The following is a 238-nucleotide window of genomic DNA, read 5'->3' as shown; positions in this document are numbered from 1 at the left end:
GCGCCCGGCACCCTGCACGACGCCGCACGCGACGCGACGACGCTGCCGCTGTTGCGCGCCGCAATCGACGCAGGCATCCCCGTGCTCGCTATTTGCCGTGGCTTTCAGGAAATGAATGTCGTATTCGGCGGAACGCTGCATCAAAGCGTTCAAACGGTGGACGGCTATGACGACCACCGCGAGAACAAGGAAGACGACCTCGACGTGCAGTACGGGCCTTCGCATGCGCTGCATCTAC

1 protein-coding gene is annotated in these 238 nt (G+C 63.0%); it reads left to right on the top strand.

Going from position 1 to position 238, the window contains the following annotated elements; all coding sequences use genetic code 11:
• Window positions 1–238, top strand: a 238-nt coding sequence (locus tag SB753_RS41190; protein WP_410805697.1) for a gamma-glutamyl-gamma-aminobutyrate hydrolase family protein, incomplete at both ends; no start/stop codon positions are given.

Origin of the sequence: Paraburkholderia sp. SIMBA_053 (genome assembly GCF_046534895.1) — a bacterium.
Classification (GTDB): Bacteria; Pseudomonadota; Gammaproteobacteria; order Burkholderiales; family Burkholderiaceae; genus Paraburkholderia; species Paraburkholderia caledonica.
The sequence above is the reverse complement of the archived record's forward strand: the minus strand, read 5'-3'. Positions and strand labels throughout refer to the sequence as shown.